13 protein-coding genes are annotated in these 18,003 nt (G+C 60.2%); 4 read left to right on the top strand and 9 right to left on the bottom strand.

Going from position 1 to position 18,003, the window contains the following annotated elements; all coding sequences use genetic code 11:
- Positions 1-127 precede the first annotated feature (127 nt).
- Entirely contained in the window at positions 128-1,087 is a 960-nt protein-coding gene (locus LGH70_RS10630) for an energy transducer TonB (protein ID WP_226185340.1), read from the top strand.
- An 88-nt stretch (positions 1,088-1,175) separates the two neighbouring features.
- Here the strand turns inward: LGH70_RS10630 and trxA are convergent, their stop codons facing one another.
- Positions 1,176-1,505: a thioredoxin gene (gene trxA, locus LGH70_RS10635; RefSeq protein WP_135464677.1), complete on the bottom strand. Its 330-nt coding sequence runs from the start codon at positions 1,503-1,505 to the stop codon at positions 1,176-1,178.
- A 441-nt stretch (positions 1,506-1,946) separates the two neighbouring features.
- Between trxA and LGH70_RS10640 the strand changes: the two genes are divergently transcribed.
- Together LGH70_RS10640 and LGH70_RS10645 are read left to right on the top strand one after the other, a co-directional pair.
- Positions 1,947-2,426 carry a YsnF/AvaK domain-containing protein gene (locus LGH70_RS10640; RefSeq protein WP_226185343.1) on the top strand — a complete coding sequence of 160 codons (480 nt, stop codon included), beginning with the start codon at positions 1,947-1,949 and terminating at the stop codon, positions 2,424-2,426.
- Between the two features lie 44 nt (positions 2,427-2,470).
- Entirely contained in the window at positions 2,471-3,349 is an 879-nt protein-coding gene (locus LGH70_RS10645) for a YsnF/AvaK domain-containing protein (protein WP_226185344.1), read from the top strand.
- A gap of 72 nt (positions 3,350-3,421) precedes the next feature.
- Here the strand turns inward: LGH70_RS10645 and dnaE are convergent, their stop codons facing one another.
- Both dnaE and LGH70_RS10655 read right to left on the bottom strand, forming a co-directional pair.
- Positions 3,422-7,108 carry a DNA polymerase III subunit alpha gene (dnaE, locus tag LGH70_RS10650; RefSeq protein WP_226185345.1) on the bottom strand — a complete coding sequence of 1,229 codons (3,687 nt, stop codon included), beginning with the start codon at positions 7,106-7,108 and terminating at the stop codon, positions 3,422-3,424.
- Between the two features lie 193 nt (positions 7,109-7,301).
- Positions 7,302-7,751: a hypothetical protein gene (locus LGH70_RS10655; protein WP_226185347.1), complete on the bottom strand. Its 450-nt coding sequence runs from the start codon at positions 7,749-7,751 to the stop codon at positions 7,302-7,304.
- Positions 7,752-8,148: 397 nt separating this feature from the next.
- On the opposite strand from LGH70_RS10655, the gene LGH70_RS10660 reads away from it, so the two are divergent.
- A complete protein-coding gene (locus LGH70_RS10660; protein WP_226185349.1) occupies positions 8,149-9,219 on the top strand; it encodes a fatty acid desaturase family protein in 1,071 nt (356 codons plus the stop codon).
- A gap of 72 nt (positions 9,220-9,291) precedes the next feature.
- Here LGH70_RS10660 and LGH70_RS10665 read toward each other — a convergent pair whose 3' ends face one another.
- From LGH70_RS10665 to LGH70_RS10690, 6 genes are all read right to left on the bottom strand, one after another.
- Complete coding sequence (locus LGH70_RS10665; protein ID WP_226185351.1) at positions 9,292-10,131, bottom strand: LysM peptidoglycan-binding domain-containing protein; 840 nt, start codon at positions 10,129-10,131, stop codon at positions 9,292-9,294.
- 55 nt (positions 10,132-10,186) lie between these two features.
- Positions 10,187-12,376 carry a lytic transglycosylase domain-containing protein gene (locus LGH70_RS10670; RefSeq protein ID WP_226185353.1) on the bottom strand — a complete coding sequence of 730 codons (2,190 nt, stop codon included), beginning with the start codon at positions 12,374-12,376 and terminating at the stop codon, positions 10,187-10,189.
- Positions 12,377-12,618: 242 nt separating this feature from the next.
- Positions 12,619-15,549: a TonB-dependent receptor gene (locus LGH70_RS10675; protein ID WP_226185357.1), complete on the bottom strand. Its 2,931-nt coding sequence runs from the start codon at positions 15,547-15,549 to the stop codon at positions 12,619-12,621.
- A gap of 91 nt (positions 15,550-15,640) precedes the next feature.
- Positions 15,641-16,282 carry an O-methyltransferase gene (locus tag LGH70_RS10680; protein ID WP_226185359.1) on the bottom strand — a complete coding sequence of 214 codons (642 nt, stop codon included), beginning with the start codon at positions 16,280-16,282 and terminating at the stop codon, positions 15,641-15,643.
- Between the two features lie 25 nt (positions 16,283-16,307).
- A complete protein-coding gene (locus tag LGH70_RS10685) occupies positions 16,308-17,069 on the bottom strand; it encodes a DUF4184 family protein (RefSeq protein WP_226185361.1) in 762 nt (253 codons plus the stop codon).
- 10 nt (positions 17,070-17,079) lie between these two features.
- Complete coding sequence (locus LGH70_RS10690; RefSeq protein ID WP_226185362.1) at positions 17,080-17,997, bottom strand: YDG/SRA domain-containing protein; 918 nt, start codon at positions 17,995-17,997, stop codon at positions 17,080-17,082.
- Positions 17,998-18,003: the final 6 nt, after the last annotated feature.

Raw genomic sequence — 18,003 nt, forward strand, 5'->3', positions numbered from 1 at the left:
CCGGATTCTCAGTATAGCCTAGTGCCCGAGCCGGGATAGGAGCCACAGATAACGTCTGGTTCACCGGTACTTGGGGATAAACGAGTAAGTAAGTATCTTGCCTACACTGTTTTTTATCCGGGTGTCTATGAAAGCACTTCTCTTTGCATTATTAGCCGCTGCTACCCTGGTGCCGGCCGCCCGGGCCCAAAGCCTGCCGGCCGTATACCTCAATGCCCGCGACGAAGAAACAGTGCCCGACAGCGCCACGCACTACCGCGTCGTCGACCGTAAGAAGGGAGAAAGCGGCTACGCCATGCGCGACTATTCCTTAAACGGTACCCTACTGTTGCGCGGTACGCTCACGGGCCAGGAACCAACAGTGCGCAACGGCCTTTTCACTTGGTATCATCCTAATGGCAATAAGGCCGGGCAGGTGCACTACCATAACGACGAAGCCGACGGCGTGTACGTGTCGTGGTACGAAGACGGGAAAGTAAGCCAGCGGGGTGAGTACTCGGATGGAATGCGCGTGGGCAAGTGGATTAGCGTGCACCGCAACGGGCAGAAGCGCTCCGAAGGTACCTACGTGGCCAGCCGGCCCCACGGCGAGTGGCGTTACTACTACGATACCGGCCAGCTCAGTGCCATCGAAAAGCTGGACAACGGCCGCAGCACCAACCTGAAGTTCTTCAACCTGGATGGGGAGTTGTACGCCGGGGCGCCTCGGCGCCGACAGGCTCCCGAGTTTCCGGGTGGGCAGGCAGCCCTGATGCAGTATTTGGCCCGCAACACGGTGTATTCGAAGGCGGCCCGGCGCAAGAATATTACCGGCAAGGTGTACGTGTCCTACACGGTAGGAGAAGATGGCCGCATCAGCCAGGTGCGCGTAGTACGGGGGCTGGCGCCCGAAGTCGACATTGAAGCCCGGCGCGTTATAGCCGCCTTGCCTGCCTTTCGGCCTGGCCGCGAATATAACGTGCCTACGGCCATGACCTACACGCTGCCTATCATGTTTGCGCCCAACTTCAAGCTGTTTGGCGGCGTGAAAGCTACCCAGTCGCCGCCGACGGAGGCGCGGGTAGGCAACCCTGACGAGAGCTACTAAATCGCGTGGGGGTACGGAATACCCACAGAAAAGCCCTGCTCTCACATGGAAAGCAGGGCTTTTTCTATGGTATTTACTGCGAAGCAGCTTAGGCCGTTACCTGGGCGTCGAGCTTTTGGGCCAGTACGTGCTTGGGCACGGCACCTACTTGCTTATCCACGATCTGGCCGTTCTTGAACACGAGCAGCGTTGGGATGCTGCGAATGCCAAACTTAGCCGAGGTCTGGGGATTAGAATCCACGTCAACTTTGCCAATTACGGCGCGGCCTTCGTATTCACCGGCCAGCTCCTCAACTACCGGACCGACCATGCGGCACGGACCGCACCACTCGGCCCAGAAATCCACGAGCACGGGTTTATCGGAGTTGATGATCTGGTCGAAGTTAGCATCGGTAATTTCGATGGCTTTATGTCCCATGACAATAGGGGGTTTGTGGTGACAATGAAAATGCTTCTTACGAAACTTGGGGCCGCAAGGTAGCAGATTGCGAGTTCAACAAGTCCCGCGCCGGAAAGTTTCATGCCGCCAGTATGTCAGGTTGGGTAAGGAGAGTAAGCGTGCCGAGTTGCTTTGGTGAGAAGGGTCAATAGACAGTTTCAACGGCAGTACCAGCTTACGGATAAATTATTTTACCAAAAAATCATGGTTAAGTTCAACGGATCATTAGGTTGATTTTTTCTACTTTTCGTTTTGCCTTACAGTTTAGTTACGATTATTCTGGGTTGGTTTTAAGCTCATGTATCTAAATATCAAGATGTATTAGAGGCATAGGTTTCGTCCTAAACGAGCCGAAAATATGGTGGTGCTCGGTAGCTCGGCAATAGGAACCATCGGAAAAGGGGGCCGTAAGATTTGGGCATGGACCCCAATCACACCTCTGCTCCGTCTTCGCAACCACACCAGCAGCACTATGCTGCTACCGGCGCCCCCTCGGTTATTCCTGTTATCGAGGAACAGGCCGTGATTACCCGGGAGGTGGTAGAAAGCGGCCGGGTGCGCATTGCCAAAACGGTGCACGAGCGGGAAGAAATGCTGGAAATACCGCTGCAGCACGAAGAAGTGCTGGTTGAGCGGGTGCCCGTCAACCAGTTCGTGGCCGATGGCGCCCCCACCCCCGGCCTGCGCTACGACGGCGACACGACCATCATCCCGGTGCTGCGCGAGGTTGTCGTGACCCGGCTGTTGGTAGTGGAGGAAATCCGGGTGACTAAGCGCACCCAAAGCACCACGCACACCCAGCCCATTGTGCTGCGCCACGAAGAACTGCACGTGGAGCGGCAGCCGGCGGCAGGTTCCGCGCCGACGGGTACTGCCACTCAGCCAACTCCCTCAGAATAGCTTATTGCCCTTTAACCTATTCCCAAACCCTAGATTCTCTCGCCATGAGCCAGACCGTAGTAGGATTTTTCGATAATGCCCAGGAAGCCCAACAAGCCGCCAGCCAACTTGCCGCGGCCGGTTTCACTCAGGAAAACGTAGACATTTCATCCGGTGGAGCCTCGGGCGCTACAGGCAGCAATACCAGCAACAGCAGTAATTACCAGAATACCAGCGGCACCACGACGGAAGCCGTAGGAGATGCTGCCGGCCGCACCGGCGACGGCATCAGCAACTTCTTCAGCAACCTGTTCGGGGGCGACGATACCGAGGATGCGCGCCGCTACTCGCACGTAGCCCGGCAGGGGCATTCCATCGTGACAGTACATTGCCAGAGCGCTGAGCATGCCCGCCAGGCCGCCGAAATCCTGGACCGGGCCGGGGCCGTGGATGTAGATGAGCGCGCCGCCCAGACGGGCTATGCCGGGGCCAACAACCTACAGGCCAGCGCTGCCGCCGGTCAGGCAGGTATGTCGGCGCAGGTAATCGAAGAGAATCTGCAGGTAGGCAAGCGCGTGGAGCAAACCGGTGGGGCCCGCCTGCGCAGCCGCATCGTGGAGCGCCCTGTGGAAGCCAGCGTGCGGCTGCGGGAAGAGCACGTGAACGTGGAGCGCCACGCCGTGAATCGCCCCGCTACGGAAGCCGATTTCAATGCTTTCAAGGAAGGTGAAATCGAGATTACCGAAAGCGCCGAGCGGGCCGTAGTGGGCAAAGAGGCCCGTGTAATAGAAGAAGTAACGCTGGGTAAGGAAGTAACCGAGCGGGAGGAAACCATCCGCGACACGGTGCGCAAAACCGAAGTAGACGTGGAGCGCATCAACGACACGACTACCAATACGCAACGCAGCGGCTACACCACCGACGATGACCAGCGTCGCTCGTAGTGGTTGGCTTACTAGCTGAAACGAAAAAGGGAGCCAGATCTTGGCTCCCTTTTTTGTGCTTATTCTTCGGGTTTAAATCAACTGACAGGCCTCTATTTCCATTTCACGCATCCGGCGAATAAACTCCTTGGGCTCGATGCGGTAGCGCCGCGAATAGGTGTCGACGGCCAAGTGCTCGTGGGGCTCGGCAAACTTGATTTCGAGCTTTTTGGAGCCCGCGCAGCCTTCCACGGCTTCCATAAAGCGGTCCATGAAGGGCTCGGTGATGGTGCGCAAATCCAGTTGAACTCGCACGCCGTTAGCCAGCTTTTCGGCCACGTTGAACAGGGGCTCCATGGTCAGAATCTTGAATTCGAACTGGTCGGAGTCGCGGAAACGCTGGGCGTACTTGCCCCGGATGTACATGGGCGGCACCTGCTCCTTGTCGTAGTTGCGCGGGTTAATCAGAGCCGAGAAGCGCGAGTAGTCGTCGCGGAACAAAGCCAAGTTCAGGCTCGACTCGTAGTCTTCCACGCTAAACGATACGAAGGGCTGGCCAGTCTTGGTGGTCTTGAACAGCACGTTCGTAATCAGGCCGGCTACGGTCACCTCACGGTTTTTGTAGCTCTCCACCTTGTCGAGGCCGCAGGTGCAATACGAGTCGATTTCGAGTTTGAAGTCGTCGAGCGGGTGGCCCGAAAGGTAGAAGCCCACCACTTCCTTCTCGCGGCGCAGCTGTTCCACGGCGGGCCAGGGTTCCATGTCGGCCACTTTGGGCAAAGGCATGGCCACGGCGCCGAATGCCCCGCCGCCAAACAAACTCTGCTGAGCCGAATCCTGGTCGGCCTGGTACTGCTGGCCCATCTTCACGGCCTTGTCGATGAGGTTCTGGTCACCGCTGGGGGCTTCCACAAACTGGCGGCGGTGGTAGCGCTCAAACGAGTCGAAGGCCCCAGACAAAGCCAGGCTTTCGAACGTTTTCTTGTTGACGGCCCGCAGGTTGACGCGCTTCGAGAAGTCGAAAATGTCGGTAAAGGGGCCTTTTTTGCCGCGCTCCTCCACAATGTTCTCAATGGCAGCTTCCCCCGCGCCCTTCACGGCGGCCATACCGAAGCGAATCTGGCCCTGCTTGTTCACGTTGAACTTCAGGATGGATTCGTTCACGTCGGGACCTAGTACCGCCACGCCTTGCTTGCGGGCTTCCTCGATAAAGAACGTCACCTTCTTGATGTCGCCCATGTTGTTGGTGAGCACGGCGGCCATGTACTCGGCCGGGTAGTGGGCCTTGAGGTAGCCAGTCTGGTATGCTACCACCGAGTAGGCGGCCGAGTGGGAGCGGTTGAAGCCGTAGGCCGCAAACTTCTCCATTACGTCGAACACCTCGTTGGCCTTTTTGGCCTTGATGCCGTGTAGCTTCTCGGCGCCCTCGCAGAATTTCTCCCGCTCCAGAGCCATTTTCTTCATGTCCTTCTTACCCATGGCCCGGCGCAGCAAGTCGGCGCCGCCCAGCGAGTAGCCGGCCAGAATCTGGGCCGTCTGCATGATCTGCTCCTGGTACACCATGATGCCCTGGGAGTAGTTCAGAATGGGCTCCAGCAACTCGTGGGGGTAGTCTACCGTCTCGCGGCCGTGCTTGCGGTTGATGAAGTTCGGAATGAACTGCATCGGGCCGGGCCGGTACAGGGCGTTCATGGCAATCAAGTCCTCGATGTTGGTGGGCTTGAGGTCCTTGAGGTACATGCGCATGCCCTCGGATTCAAACTGGAACGTGCCGATGGTGTCGCCGCGCTGGTAGAGCTCGTAGGTTTTCTGGTCGTCAATCGGAATCTCGTCGATGTCGATTTTGACGCCGTGGTTCTGCTCAATCAGGTTGATGGCATCGACAATGATGGTCAATGTCTTCAGACCCAGAAAGTCCATTTTGAGCATGCCGGCACTCTCAATCACCTTGCCGTCGAACTGCGTTACCAGCAGGTCCGAGTCCTTGGAGGTCGAAACCGGAATGTACTTGGTGATGTCGTCGGGGGCAATGATGACGCCGGCCGCGTGAATGCCGGTGTTGCGCACCGAGCCTTCGAGCTGGGTAGCCAGGCGCAAAATCTGACCGCGCAGGTTGTCGGGTGCCTCGTCACGCCGGATCAGGTCCAGCTCCTGGTTTTCGGCAAAGGCCTTGGTCAGCGTTGTGCCTACCTGGTCGGGCACCATTTTCACCAGGTCGTTAGCCTGGGGCAGGGGCAGGTCCATGGCGCGGGCTACATCCTTGATGCTGCTCTTGGCGGCCATGGTACCGAAGGTGATAATCTGGGCTACCTGGGTTTTGCCGTACTTATCCACCACGTAGTCAATGACTTTCTGACGGTTCACGTCGTCAAAGTCAATGTCGATATCGGGCATGGATACGCGCTCCGGGTTTAGGAAACGCTCGAACAGCAGGGAGTACTTAATCGGGTCGATGTTGGTGATACCGATGCAGTAAGCCACAGCCGAACCCGCCGCCGAGCCCCGGCCCGGACCTACGGCTACCCCAATGTTGCGGCCGTGATTGATAAAGTCCTGGGTGATGAGGAAGTAGCCGGCAAAGCCCATCGTCTCAATCACGCGCAGCTCGTAGTCGAGGCGCTCCTCAATTTCGGGCGTGCGCACCGAATAGCGCGGCTTGGGCCCTTCGAAGGCGCCCTTGAAGGTGAGGTGGCGCAGGAAGGCGTCGGCGGTGGGGTGCTCGGGCGGCAGGGGGAAGTTGGGCAGCAGAATATCACGCTGCAGCTTAGGCGGCGTGATTTTATCCACGATTTCGTTCGTGTTGTCCACGCTTTCCGGCACGTCGCTGAACAGCCGGTTCATTTCCTCTTGGCTCTTGAAGTAGAACTGGTCGTTGGGGAAGCCGAAGCGGGAGCGGGGCTTGGGCATCTGGAACTCCTCGTCGATGCGCATCAGCTGGCGGCGCACTTGGTCGTCGGAGGCGGCCAGGGGGCGCAGGTTGTCGAGATGGTCGTAGAGCACCTTCTTATCCTGCGACATCAAGCGGAAGTACTTGGTCTGGAAGTCGCCGACCGGGATGCTGTGCTCCTCGCCGGTATTCACGCACAGCAGAATGTCGTGGGGCGCGAAATCGGTTTGGTCGACGTAGTGAGAGTCGTTGGTGCAGATAACCTTGACGTTATACTTGTGCGCCCACTTGAGCAGTACTTGGTTCAGGTCCTCCTGGCTTTTGCCCGTATTATCGATGTTCTCGATGCCGTGGCGCTGAATTTCGATGTAGTAGTCGTCGCCAAACACGTCGAGCCACCACTTGAGCTGCTTCTCGGCCTCCTCTTCGGTTTTCCACAGCAACGCCTGCGGAATTTCGGCGCCAATGCAGCAGGAAGTAGCAATCAGACCCTCGTGGTACTGGAGCAGCAGCTCCTTATCAATCCGCGGATATTTGCTGTAGACGCCCTCGATAAAGCTCATGGAGCAGAGCTTGGCCAGGTTCTGGTAGCCGGCCTGGTCCTTGGCCAGCAGCAGCTGGTGGTGGCGCACGTCCCGCTCGCCTTTTTCCCGGCTGAAGCTCTTCTTGTGCCGGTCTTCCACCAGGTAAAACTCGCAGCCCACGATGGGCTTCACGTTGTACTTATTGGCTTCGGCCACGAAGTTGAAGGCCCCGAACATGTTACCATGGTCGGTGAGGGCTACGGCGGGCATACCGTCGGCCTGGGCCTTTTTCATCAGGGCCCCGATGCTAGCCTGGCCGTCGAGCAGGGAATATTGGGTATGGCAGTGCAGGTGCGAGAATACGGGCATGGGCAAACAAGCTCGGCACCATTAGGGCGCAAAGCGTAGGTAAAGTTACCGCCAAAAGCGGGGCCGGAAAAGATTGCGCGGCAAGTGCTTTTTGCGTACTAACAGAAAAAGCCCGGCTTTGCGTGCCGGACTTTGCGCACTAACTCAACCATCCTCAATACCCCTCTGCCCGGCGCAGCCCAGGCCGGGGCCGTTACTCGCCGGTGGCCGCCGGGGCTGCTTCCAGACTGCTGAGCTGGGCTGCGTTGAAGCGCTTGAAGGCATTGTCCAGGGCCGGGTTGCGCTGCCGCCGGGCCGGCATCTTGGCCGCGGCCGTGCTGCTCAGCAACGCCTGCTGATGCTGGGCCCAGGTGGGGCTGGCTACGGGCGGCTTGGCCACGGCTGCCGCTTCGGCCAGCAAAGCTTTTTTGCGGGCCGTAAATTCGGTGATGGTGGTGCTGAGCAAGGCAATGGCGCGGCCGTCGCTGGGGGCGAAGTAAACCTCGCGCAGGCGCTGGGCAAGGTCGGTGTAGTACTGCTGCACGTGGGCACTCAGGGCAGTGGCGGCTTGCTCCGCGGCCGTGGGCATCGCGGCTGGTTTGCGCTGGGCCGCCAGGGGCGAAGCAAGAATGAGTAGCAAAGCCGTGAGCACCAGATAGTTCATGCGCAGCGTGACAAAGGGTGAGAAAAGTAAACACTGACCATCTTTTTCTTACGGCAGAGCAGAAGCTGTTGTTTTTTGCCGGGTCGACTGGAAACTGGCCCATACTGGCCGGAAAAGCAGGAATCCGCCGGTGATGCCGCCGTGCCATACATTCGAGCCGCAGCTCATCCGTTACAATCTGGCTATCTTGCCTGACGCTGCCGTAATCATTTCGCCTTGCGCGGGGTTGTGCTTCTGCTTGCCGGCCTTGTCCCGGCGCTACGCTTGCTATTTATCCTATCTGTTTTAAGCGTACTAAGCCGCCTGGCGGGCGGCGCTTTAGCATCCTTATTTCCTGGTGTCAACTATCTAGTTGTTGTCTTCATTCCCGGCCAAGCGGTTTGGTCAGTATCTGCTCATGAAGTATTTAGTTGCCCTCACTGATCCGGTCTACGACCCGACGGCCCGTGTTTCCCGCCTGGATTCCTTTCTTCTCCAATTCATCCAGGACAAGCGGGATTTGCCTTTTGTGCACCTGATCCTGGAAATATCGGCCACGCTGCTGCCCCTGGCCGGCCTGCTCTTCGTGCCCGGTCTGCCCGGCGCGTGGTGGTGGGGCATTTTCGCGGTCTACATGTTCCTGACCACGTTTTATTTCAAAGGGCCGTTTGGGCTGATGCTGCACTGCACCAGCCACCGCATCCTATTCAAGAAGAAGTACGGGCGGCTAAACAGCTACATTCCCTGGGTTATCGGGCCGCTGTTTGGTCAAACGCCAGAAACCTACTTCACCCACCATATGGGCATGCACCACCCGGAGAACAACCTGCCCGACGACGAAAGCTCCACCATGTTCTATCAGCGCGACTCCATTGCCAGCTTTGGCCGCTACCTCGCCGACTTTTTCCTGCTGGGTATTCCGAAGCTGGTGCGGTATCTGGGGCGCACCAACAAGGTCACGTTTCGCCACCGGCTGTTGCGCGGTGAGGTGGCTTACCTGGTCACCTGCCTGGCGTTAGCCTTCGTGAATCTGCCGGCCGTGCTGGCCGTGCTGGTGCTGCCCGTGCTGGTGACGCGTGCCATCATGATGCTGGGCAACTGGAGCCAGCACGCCTTTATCGATGCCAACGACCCCGGCAACTGCTACACCAATAGCGTGACGTGCATCAATACTAAGTATAACCATAAGTGCTGGAATGATGGCTACCACATCAGCCACCACCTCAAGCCCGCCATGCACTGGACCGAGCACCCGGCCCACTTCCAGAAAAACCTGGACCAGTACACGCAGCAGCAGGCCGTAGTTTTCGACGGCATTCACTTCCTGCACATCTTCGCCTTCCTCATGACCCGGCGCTACGATCTGCTGGCCAAAAACTTCGTGAACCTGGGCGGGCAGTACGGCTCCGATGCCGAAATCATTGCCTTCCTCAAGTCGCGCACCAGCCGCATTGCCCGGCTGGCGCCGCCAGTATCGGTGGCCGCGTAATCGGCAAATACATAGGTGCCAACCAAAAAGGGCGCTGTATCAGCGCCCTTTTTGGTTGGAAAGCAGGTCAGGCTACTTGCCCTGATTCACGACCAGCACCTCACCGATTTTCACGGCGCCGCTGGCTTTGTTGTTCCATTCCTGCAGCTGGGCCGGCGTCACGCCATAGCGGCGGGATATGCTGAACAGCGTTTCGCCTTTCTGCACGGTGTGCTGGGCAGTTGCCGTGGAAGCCGCCGTAGCAGCCGGAGCCGGAGCCGCGCTGGCTACCGGAGCCGTTTTGGCCGGCGCGCCCAACGACGGCACGCTGAAGCCTGTGCCGCTCTTGCTTGCCGCACCCGGTTTAGCCGAAGCCAGGGCATTGGCGGCGGGCTTGGTCCGCGCTGCCTTGACGGGGCCCGACTTGGCTGGCGGCAACGAAATCGTGCCCATCGGCTCAGGGGCGGGCGTAGCGGCCACGGGCGGGGCTACTTTGGCCGTGCCCACGAAGCCGGAGGCGTGCAGGCGCTCAGTCGCTACTTTCAGCTCGGCGTTTTTGGCGGCGCGGGCATCAAAGCTTCGGAACTGGGGGCTGCGCATCAACGTCTGCAGCTCAATCTGCCAGGGGTGCTGGCGCAGGCGCTGGGCCAGGAGCTGCTGCTGCTCGCGGGGCAGGCTGGCCGTGTAGCGGCTCAGGCGCTGATTCAGCACCGGAATTTCCAGCAGGGCCTTGTCGATGAGCTGCACGGCGCGGGCATCACTGGGTTCAAAATAGATGTCGCGCAGCTGCCGCACGCTGGTTTGTACTAATCCCGACATCACCCGCACGGAATCGTCGGAGAGGGTAGGGGCCGGGGTCGGCTGCTGGGCCTGTGCGGCCACGGGAGCCGACAGCAGACCGGAGAACAGAAGGGCTTGAAAGAGAGGACGCATTCGGAAAACAGCTAAATAAAAATCGAAAACCAGGGGCGCGAAACGCGGCGGCTGGCTATTTGGTGGGGTTGATAACGAGAACTTCGCCCAGTTTCACGTTGGAGTCGGCCTTGTTATTCCACTCCATCACCTGCTTGATGCTCACGTTGTATTTGCGGGCAATGCCGTACATCGACTCGCCCGTTGCCACCTTATGGCGCACCGTTTCAGCAGTGGCCAAAGCCGGCGCCGGGGCAGCCGCTGGCGTACCGGCGGTAGCTGGAGTAGCCGCCGGAGCTTGGGCTGAAGCGGCCGGCGCCACTACGCGCAGCACCTGGCCCAGCCGCAGCGAAGGGCTGGCGGGCAGGTTATTCCAAGCAATCAGGTCGGCAGGGCGCAGGGCAAACCGGCGGGCCACGGCATACAACGTCTCACCCTTCTGCACGGTATGCAGGCCGGATGCCGGTACGGGCTCTACAACCGTAGCCGCCACATATACTGGCGGCTGGGGCTGGGCAGCCGGAGCCGAAGCAGGTGCGGGTTTGGCCGCTGCCGGGGCCGGCGTGGCGGCCGGAACTGTCCGCACCGGAGCCGGGGCCGGGGTTACAGGGGCCGGGGCTGAAGCTACTGGTTCGTCCTGGGGCTCGTCGGCAACGGGAGCGGCCGTGGGTAGGGGCTTTCTGGGCGTCTGGGCCACTGGCTTTTCCGTTGGGGCCTTCGGGGCTTGCACGGTGGGTTTGGCGGCCTGGGGCAGCTCGTTCAGATTTTCCATGTGGTCATCCGTCGCGCTGTCGGCCTGGGTAACCGTGTTTTTGTCGGGGCTGACGGCCACCGTATCGGTTTCCGTGGCGTCCTCCAGAATCCGGTTAGCCGCGGCCGTAGCACCCGTGTAGGGCTCGGCTTCATCCTTTACCTTCTCCTTTTTCTTGGCCGGTTTGGCCGCTGCTGGGGTAGCAGCTACTGGCGGCGCGCTGCGCTCGAAAGCGGCCACGGCGGCGGCATTGTCGCTGTTGGCGTACTCAATGGCTACTTCCTTGGGGCGCGTGTGCTGCAGCCACAGAATGCGGCCGGCCCGCAGCTCCTCGTTGCGCGGCATGCGGTTCTTGCTCCAGATGGATTTGGCCCGCACCCCATACTTCTGCGACACGATGGCCACACTCTCGCCGGGCTGGGCTACGTGGTATTCCACGGCGGCCTTATCCTTCTTCTTCTGCACGAAATAGGGCTGGCCAATCACAATATTGTCGAAGGCAAACAGGTCGTTGAACTGCATGAACTTGCGCATCTTCAGCCCCGCACGCTGAGCCAGGCTCTCTTTCGTGTCGCCGGGCAGGGCAATGATGGCCCGCAGCCCGTTCACCTGCACAAACTCGGCGTTCTGCGGGTCGGGGGTGGGCTCGTGCAGCAGCTGGCCGGCGGCGGCCGTTTTCTGCTGGGCCGCCATGGCCGTGAGTTGCAGCGGGTCCGTGACGGGCACCAGAATGGTGTAGGCCTTGTCCTGGGGCACAGCCGCATTGTTCAGGAGCCAGCGGTTGTGCTTGGCCAGTTCCTCGGGGCTGGTTTGCAAGGGTGCGGCCATGGCCGAAAGCTGCTGGCCGGGCATGGCCGGAAACTCCTGAAGCAGCATCGGTGGCTTGGGATTCTGGCCGCAGGCGGTTTCAAAAGCCACTTTATGCGCCAGAAACGTGAGAACGTAGGTGTGCGTCTGCTCGGAAATCTCCATTTCCGTGGCATTCGCGTCGGTGGGCAACGTGTAGGGCTTGGCGCCGGTCAGGCCCAGGTTGTAGCTCAGCAGGGTGTTGACCCAGTTGTGAAACGTGTTGTTGTTGCGCAGAAAATACCGGGCTGCTGCCCGCGACGAGGCCACGATGTGCTTGCGCTCATCCACCACGTCGTTTATGACCACACCCAGCTCCGTAGCCGACTCACGCTTGAACTGCCAGTAGCCCACCGCATCGTGGATGGACTGGGCTTCGCCCTGCAGGCCGCTTTCCTGCAGCACCAGGTAGCGGAACTCCTGCGGGACGCCCTCGGTCTGAAACACCCGGTCGATGATGGGGAAGTAGGCATCCGCCAGATTTACGCGGGCCTGAAACGAGGGCTGGTAGCGCCGGATGGCGTCTACTTTCTGCTGAATGGCCACGCGGCCTCCTTCCGTGAGCCGCAGGTGCAGGCCGGCAAAATACAGGTCGGAGGGAACGGCCACGCTTTGGGCGGCAGCCAGCAGGGGCAGCAGGCAAAGCAGGGTGAGTACAAGTCGTTTCATAGAAAGCAAAGCGGGCGTTCTGGCTTCTATCCTAATGCGTGCCAGATTTCACCTGTACAAAGTAGGCGAAAAAACGCTGGATGAGGCAGCAAAAGCCCTGAAATCACTCAATTTTAGGGCTTGCCCGGCCCGTGCTGACCCAAGGCCGCGGGCATCCGGTGCAAAACCTAGCCCAGCAAAACAACGCGGGGCACCGACTTGCTCTGAGTCGATGCCCCGCGTGGGTGCTGCTGTTTGCTGGCTTATCCGCCGAAACCCCCGCCGCCGGGGCCACCGCCACCCCCGGGAGGACGGCCGCCGGGTGCGCCGCCGGGAGGACCAAACTGCCGGTTCCCGTCGCGGGGCGTGTCGGCGGGGCTGGCGCCGCTGAAGTTGCGCAGGTTGTAGGTGAACATCACCATGAAGTAGCGCTGCAGGATGTTGGTGCGCACATCTTCGGTGTAGGCCTCGTTGATGTTGCGTTGGATGCTGTTGTTCTGGGCCAGCAAATCGAAGGCGTAAAGCCGGATTTCAGCCTGCTGCTTGGGCAGGAACTTCTTGCCCAGGCTGGCATTCCAGAGCACGAAGTTCTGGTTGAAGCCGGCCGTCAGGCCGCGGTAGGCCACGTGGTTCACCTCCGACTGCACGGTGACGCCCTTCACCACAATCCAGTTCAGGCGCAGGCTCGTGTTCTGGCGAAAATACTCGCTGTTGCTCTGGCTCTGCACCGTGTTGCGGGCATAGGTCTGCGAGGAATTCGAGGAGAGCGTGAAGTCCAGCTCGGGGCTGATGTTGCTGCTCAGCACGGCGCCCAGGCTGAAGTTGGGCGAGCGGTTGTAGTTCAGGCGGGAGTTCACGAAGCCCGGCGTCTGGGAGAAAGTAGCCGAAGCGTTCAGGTTCAGGTTCGACTTGATGACCTTCAGCGGCAGGGTGTAGTTGGCAAAAGAGCGCAGCGAGTACTGGTTGTTCAGGTTGATGGGCCGGATAATGGTACCACCGGCCGGCACGACCACCGAAGTGCCCTCAATGCGGGTCGGCTCGCGCACGACTACCGTGCTGTTGGCAATGGAGTTGTCGGTGTAGGAGCCGCCCAGCAGGGCGAAGAAGGAGCGCGACGTTTCGGGCTGGGTGGCCGAGTAGCGCATAAACAGGTTGTGGGTGTATTCCTGGGCCAGATTGGGGTTGCCGGTGCGAATCTGGAGCTGGTTGGAGTTGTTCACCACGTCCTGCAGCTGACTGATGCTGGGGTTCTGGGTGCGGGCCTGGTAGTTGATGCGCAGGTTCTGCTGGCGCGTAAACTTGTACTGCAGCTGGGCATTGGGCAGCACGCTCCAGAACGGCCGGTCGGTGGTGACGGTGCTCGGAAACTCCTGCTCGTTGTGCAGCTGCGCGTACTGCAGCGAGCCGCCCACCGACCACTCCAGCTTCTCGAACTGGTAGCGGTAGGTCAGGCCCCCGGAGTTGGTGACGTAGCGGCTGGTAAACACGTTGCTGAGCTGCTCGTTCAGGTCGCGGGCTTCGTTGGGCAGCAGCTCGTAGGTCTTCTTGTCCGAGTCGTTGGGCGAGTAGTTGATCGTGTAGTTTAGCTGCAGCTGGCTTTTCAGGCTCAGCGGCTCGGTATAGTTGGCCGTGCCGTTCCAGGTCCAGCCAATCTGGTCGAGGCGCGAGTACTGGTTGGTAAACGAGGTGGTCGCCTCGGGCCGGGAGGTAAAGTCGAAGTTTTCGGAGTAGAGGTAGTTATCGGCGTTGCGGTCGTTGAAAGTCGTGTTCAGGCTCAGCGAGAAAGTGCGGCCGCGCTTGGCAAAGCGGTGGCGGTAGAGCAGCTGGTTGCTGAAGGTAATGCCAGTCTGGGCCGAGTTGTATCGGCTCAGGTTGGTGCTCTGGGTGCTGTCGCCCTGCTCCGAGAAAGCGCCCAGGAAAGTACGCCCGTCCAGGTTACTGTCGCTCGAGTTGTTCTGCATCGTCAGGCGGGGCTGCCAGAGCAGGGAGTTCAGCGAGTCGAACTTATGCTCCAGGCGCAGACTGAAACGGTTGTTGGTGTTGCGGGCCGAGCCCACTGACTCCTCGTCGTAGCCCAGTGTGCGGCCCCGCGTCTGCACGTTATAGAGGCGGTTGGTGGTGGAGCTGGCTACGTTGTCGCTCAGGTTGAAAAAGTAGCTGGCCTGCACCTCGGTTTTCTTGCCCCAGTTGTCGGAGTAGTTCAACCCCACGGCGTGGGTGGTAGAGATGCCGCTGGCCTGGTTTACCAGAAAATTGCCGGCATTGCCCCCGCCGCCACGGTTGCCGCCGCCCTGGTTACCACCTGGCCGTCCCTGGCCGCCACGCGCGCCACCGCCGCCCTGGGCCGAGGTGCCGATGACGCCCAACAAGTCGTCGGTACCGAAGTTCTGCTCGTTCACGTTGTTGGACTGCGCCACGATGGAAAAGCGACGGGCACCCTTAAACGAGTTGAGGTTGCCGCTCACGCGGTATTTGTCGTTGCCATTGTCGGGGCCATAGCCGGCTACGATGCGCCCAAACTGCCCGTTGCGGAACGAGGGCTTGGTCGTGATGTTGATGGTTTTCTCGGTGTTGCCGTCGTTGAAGCCCGTGAAGGCCGACTGGTCGCTGCGGCGGTCATACACCTGAATCTTGTCGATGGCCTCGGCCGGCAGGTTTTTGAGCACCGCGTCGGGGTCACTGCCAAAGAACTCCTTGCCATCGACCAGGATGCGCTGCACCTGCTCGCCCTGGGCCTGCACTTTGCCGTCGGTCACTACTACGCCGGGCATCTTGGTAATCAGATCCTGGGCGTTGGCGTCGGGGTTGGTTTTGAATGCCCGCGAGTCGTACTGCGTGGTGTCGCCCTTCTGCACGGCCGCCGCCGCCTGGCCCACTACTTCCACCCCGTTGAGCTTGACCTGGCTGGTAGCCAGGGCCAAAGAGCCCAGCACGACGGGCGCCGAGGTCACTTCAACCGGGCGGCGCAGCGTTTGGTAGCCCAGAAACGAGACGGTTAGCACGTAGCGGCCGGGTGCGGCCGTCAGCTCAAAGCGGCCGGTGGGGTCTACGGTGGCCCCGGTTTTCACCGAGTCGGGCACGCGCGTGAGCAGCACGTTGGCCCCAATCAGGGGCGACTGATCGGTGATATCAACTACGCGTCCGGAAATAGGATAGGTTTGGGCGAATACGGGAGCCGTAATTAGCAAAAACAAAAGGAATAGAACTACTTTTCTCATGATACTATTGGGCCTGAAGCCCAATAGACGCGGCATCAGCTTAAATGTTTAACCGAAGCAATTTTAATTATCGTTTGCGTACCATCAACAGGCCGTCGCGCAGGGGCAGGAACACGTTTTCCACCCGCTCGTCGTGCTGCACAAAATCGTTGAAAGCGCGCACGGCGTGGGCATCCTTGTCGGCCGGCTTCAACGGGTAAGAAGGCAGGGCCTTGCCGCTCCACAGTACGTTGTCGATTAAAATAAAACCGCCGGGCCGCACCTGGGGCAGCACCAGCTCGTAGTAGCGGGCATTGTTGATCTTGTCGGCGTCGATGAACACCAAATCCCAGGCTTCGGTGAGCGTAGCCAGGACGGCCGCTGCGTCGCCGATGTGCAGGTGAATGCGTTCGGCCAGCCCGGCTTCCTCGACGTAGCGCCGGATGCGGGCTTCTAGCTCGGGGTTTTGCTCCACGGTGTGCAGTTCCCCGTCGGGCGTCAGCCCCTCGGCCAGGCACAAGGCCGAGTAGCCCGTGAAGGTGCCCAGCTCCAGCACGCGCCGGGGCCGCACCATATGGCTGAGCATGCTCAGCACGCGCCCCTGCAGGTGGCCCGACAGCATGCGCGGAGCCAGCACCTGCACGTGGGTTTCGCGGTTGAGGCGGCGCAGCAGGTCGGGCTCGGGAGAAGTGTGGTTTTCGGCGTAGGCCTGCAGGTCGTCGGGGTGCACAGAGGAAAGGAAGAAGGGAAATGAATCAGGAAAGAACCGGGGCAGGCGCGGCCAGACGGCGGCGCAGCGTGCCGGCGGCCACCAGCATGCCCACCACGCCAGCGCTCATGCCCGTCACCAGCACCGAGTTGGCATCGAAGGGCCAGATCCGGGCCGAGTACACCATAAATGGGCCCCAGAGCAGCAGCAGTACCGCGCCGGTAGCCAGCCAGAACGTAAACCGGGTGCGGGTGGGCGGCGGGGGCGGCGTGCGCTGCGTTGGCAGCCGAAGCAGGTACCACAGAATGCTGCCCAGGCCAATGAAGGTGCTTACGTACTGCAGAAACTTGTATAGAGGCCAGCCCAGCCCAAAGCCCGGTAGCACCTGCCGCAGCAACGGCCAACTCATCACCACCAGGCCGTCGTCGTGGGTAAACCAGTCCCAGCCAATATGGGAAATGCAGCCCAGCAGGGCACCCGCCAGCACCGGCCCCGACACCAGGCGCCGCCCCGGCCACGGCGCCCCGACCAGCGGCAGCAGGCGTTTGCGCAGCACGTCGGGTAGGCTCTGCACCAGCGGCAGCTTCACCAGGCGATGAAACAGCCAGGCAAAGGCCAGAATCAAGGGTAGGTCGAGCCAGAAGATGCCGGCCAGCGTGTGCCCGTAGATGCCGTCGGGCCGCAAGCGCAGGAAATATTCGAAGTCGGGAGCCATGGCGCCCAGCACCAGCGCCGTGGCGGAAAGCCGGCGGTGCAGGGGGCGCAGCAGGGGCAGCACCAGAGCAGGATGGGCGGGCGTAAAGGGCATGCGAGGCAGATTATTCAGCCGCAGATGTAGCTTCGGTGGCCCGAAAGTAATGTTCCCGGTGATACTTCAGGAACAATGGCTCCAATCTATGCTGACGATGGAGTGTGAGGCGGCCATCTAGCCCCAACAGACTGAAATCGTTACGGACCGCGAAGCTGCCCAGATCAAACAAAATATGGTGATTGGGACATAAGCACAGCACATTGCTCAACACATCAGGGCCGTGGTGTGGGGCTCCCAACGGCTGAACATGGGCCGCTTCAGCATACGGACCAGCAGCGCTATTGAGCCTTGTAGCGCACACCTGGCACTGATAAGAATACAACTGCTTTACTTGGCGGCTCACAGCTGTGTCGCGCACAATCCGCAATGTTGTAATTAGCCGCCGGGGGGCCGGATTGTAAGCTGCCACAGGCTCCTCGGCCTGAAATAGGTCAGGCGTAGCGGTAACTGCCACCTCTGCTTCCGAAAAGAGCTCATCAGGTAGCATTTCCAGCCGAAAACGCCAGATTTTATACCCCGAGCGGCCTTGCTCCTGCCAATAGCTGCTCACCCGGTATAGCCCACCGTATCGATAGAATGTCAGGCCATTTTCAGTGACTTTGCGGGTAACGCGTATTGGCAATCCCAGTACTTGATTGCGGGCCAATTCCAGGTTTGAGCCTGTTAGAGTTTGGTCAGCTACCTGTTTACCTGTTTCCGCACTGCGCCCACCTTTGCCAGTATACAGGAGCCACGTACCTTGATCAAGGTCATCCTCATAGCCACCAGATACTACTATTGATTCGGCGCCCTGGCCCTGCCGGGCACTAATCCCGGCCTGTGTTTGCCGATGTACACCGGCACTCCACAGCTCCAAACGGTTGCGAAACTCGTGGCCGGGCCTTATTCCCGTAATTTCCCCAAACCTAGCTGGTTGCTGCGGCATAACGTC

It is taken from the genome of Hymenobacter nitidus (assembly GCF_020447315.1).
GTDB classification, from domain to species: Bacteria; Bacteroidota; Bacteroidia; order Cytophagales; family Hymenobacteraceae; genus Hymenobacter; species Hymenobacter nitidus.